This window comes from Photobacterium sanguinicancri (genome assembly GCF_002265265.1).
GTDB classification, from domain to species: domain Bacteria; phylum Pseudomonadota; class Gammaproteobacteria; order Enterobacterales; family Vibrionaceae; genus Photobacterium; species Photobacterium sanguinicancri.
In genome coordinates, this window is sequence record NZ_NOIF01000340.1 from 1 (window position 1) to 1,815 (window position 1,815).

Here is a 1,815-nt window from a genome sequence, read left to right on the forward strand (position 1 = left end):
AGAATATGTTTTTATGAAGTTCACTGTTTTAAAGCATTCACTTTTTGTCGCAATGCATCTTATGATTGCTTATTCAGCAACGTTTTTTGCTACGATCATTATTATTTTTACTGAAGACTGGAATAATCCATGGAGTAACGATACTCATGAGTTAATTTCAGATGTCATTTTGTGTATTTTACTTGTTTACGGCAGCATCATAGCCTATTGGCACATCATAAAGCCTATATTGAAGTGGAAGTCATTAAGGCGTATTTCAGTCAGCTGATATTTTTTGTTATTCAATACCTATGGCGTATTCATTTATCTTGGCTTGTTAATAAGTTTAAATAAACTGTCTTTCACTGTGAACGTATTTTCATGGTAAAAGTATTTTAGTCATACTGGTATGGATTGCCGCTACTAGTGCATAAAAAGTATAGGAGAAAATAAATGGAATTAGTTTCACCTTCGCATGAGTTTGAAGCCGCTTTTGCTGCATTTTACGATGATTTTTTAGCGAACGACAATGAAAATTCAGAGTACTATTTAGCGGGTAAACAAGACTTCACCTCGTACGTAAAGCATCTTCTTGATGAAGCTAATGGCGTGAATTTAGCTGATGGGTATGTGCCTTGTAACCACTATTGGTTAGTTAATGATAACAAATCGATACTTGGTGCTATTCGTGTTCGCCATAATATAGACAATGAATTCCTTGCATTGGAAGCGGGTCATATTGGTTATGATATGGCGCCTTTATCTCGTAAAAAAGGCAATGGCAAGCTAATGCTGAAACTTGCGTTAGCCAAAGCTAAGGCGCTAGGGATTCATTCTGTGCTTATCACCGCAGATGAAGATAATTTAGCATCGCGTAGAGTTATCGAAAGTAATGGCGGTCAATTCGATAGAGTCGTTATAGGTAAGGTATTTCCGAACCCTATTGCTCGGTATTGGGTCGACTGCAGTTAGGGTGACATCTGATTTTGTAAGCGAGCTCGCAAGATGCACTTTTTCATTACAAGCTATTGAGCTAGTCAGCCTACAATTCACTTTAAGATATTGATAAATATAAAGTGTCATATTTGTGTCGTGCTCGTGACGTTACCCATATTGTCCTGAAAGGATAATATTCATCGAAACAGCAGAAGGGAATCGACGATGATTGTCAGAAAATTAAGATTACAACGTGGTTGGTCGCAAGACCATTTATCTCAAATAAGTGGATTGAGTATTAGAACCATCCAACGTATTGAACGAGGACATAATGCTGGTCTTGAATCATTAAAGTCTCTTGCTGCTGTATTTGAAGTTCAAGTAACGGATTTACAAAAGGAGCCCGATATGAACGAATCAAATATGAATGAGTCTGGCATCAAGACTACGAAGACACCGAGTGATGTTAGTGTGTCAGATGAAGAGAGTAAAGTGCTCGCTCAGGTAAGAGAGATCAAAGGTTTCTATTCTCATTTAATTACTTATACACTTGTAATTAGTATGTTGTTTGTCATTAACTTTGTGACTGATCCTAGTTATATATGGGCGTGGTGGCCAGCAATGGGTTGGGGAATTGGTATTGTGTCTCATGCATTGAGTGCATTTGAAATCATGAACTTCTTCGGTGCTGACTGGGAGAAGAAGCAAGTAGAAAAGCGTTTAGGTCGTAAACTGTAATTTGATAAAATAATAATGGTTAGAGCTAGCGAGCCTCGGTCTAGCTCTATTCTTAAAGAGGTAGTAAAGCTAGATATTGAATGCAGAAAGATAGTTAAGCAGCATTAGCAATGAATCGCTTCGCCTTTGTTGGGGATGTTATTCTAATAAATTGAATGTGAG

3 protein-coding genes are annotated in these 1,815 nt (G+C 37.4%); all 3 read left to right on the forward strand.

Annotated elements, in window-relative coordinates; translation table 11 throughout:
- The coding region (locus ASV53_RS25875; RefSeq protein WP_205049233.1) for a hypothetical protein at positions 1-268 on the forward strand (268 nt) is incomplete at its 5' end.
- Between the two features lie 164 nt (positions 269-432).
- A complete protein-coding gene (locus ASV53_RS23845) occupies positions 433-951 on the forward strand; it encodes a GNAT family N-acetyltransferase (protein ID WP_094958969.1) in 519 nt (172 codons plus the stop codon).
- 189 nt (positions 952-1,140) lie between these two features.
- Positions 1,141-1,653, forward strand: a complete 513-nt coding sequence (locus ASV53_RS23850) for a 2TM domain-containing protein (protein ID WP_062687706.1) — start codon at positions 1,141-1,143, stop codon at positions 1,651-1,653.
- The last annotated feature ends 162 nt before the right edge of the window (positions 1,654-1,815 follow it).

Coding starts and splice junctions, on each gene's coding strand:
- ASV53_RS23850 (WP_062687706.1), top strand. CDS start 1,141: ATGATTGTCAGAAAATTAAGATTACAACGTGGTTGGTCGCAAGACCAT.
- ASV53_RS23845 (WP_094958969.1), top strand. CDS start 433: ATGGAATTAGTTTCACCTTCGCATGAGTTTGAAGCCGCTTTTGCTGCA.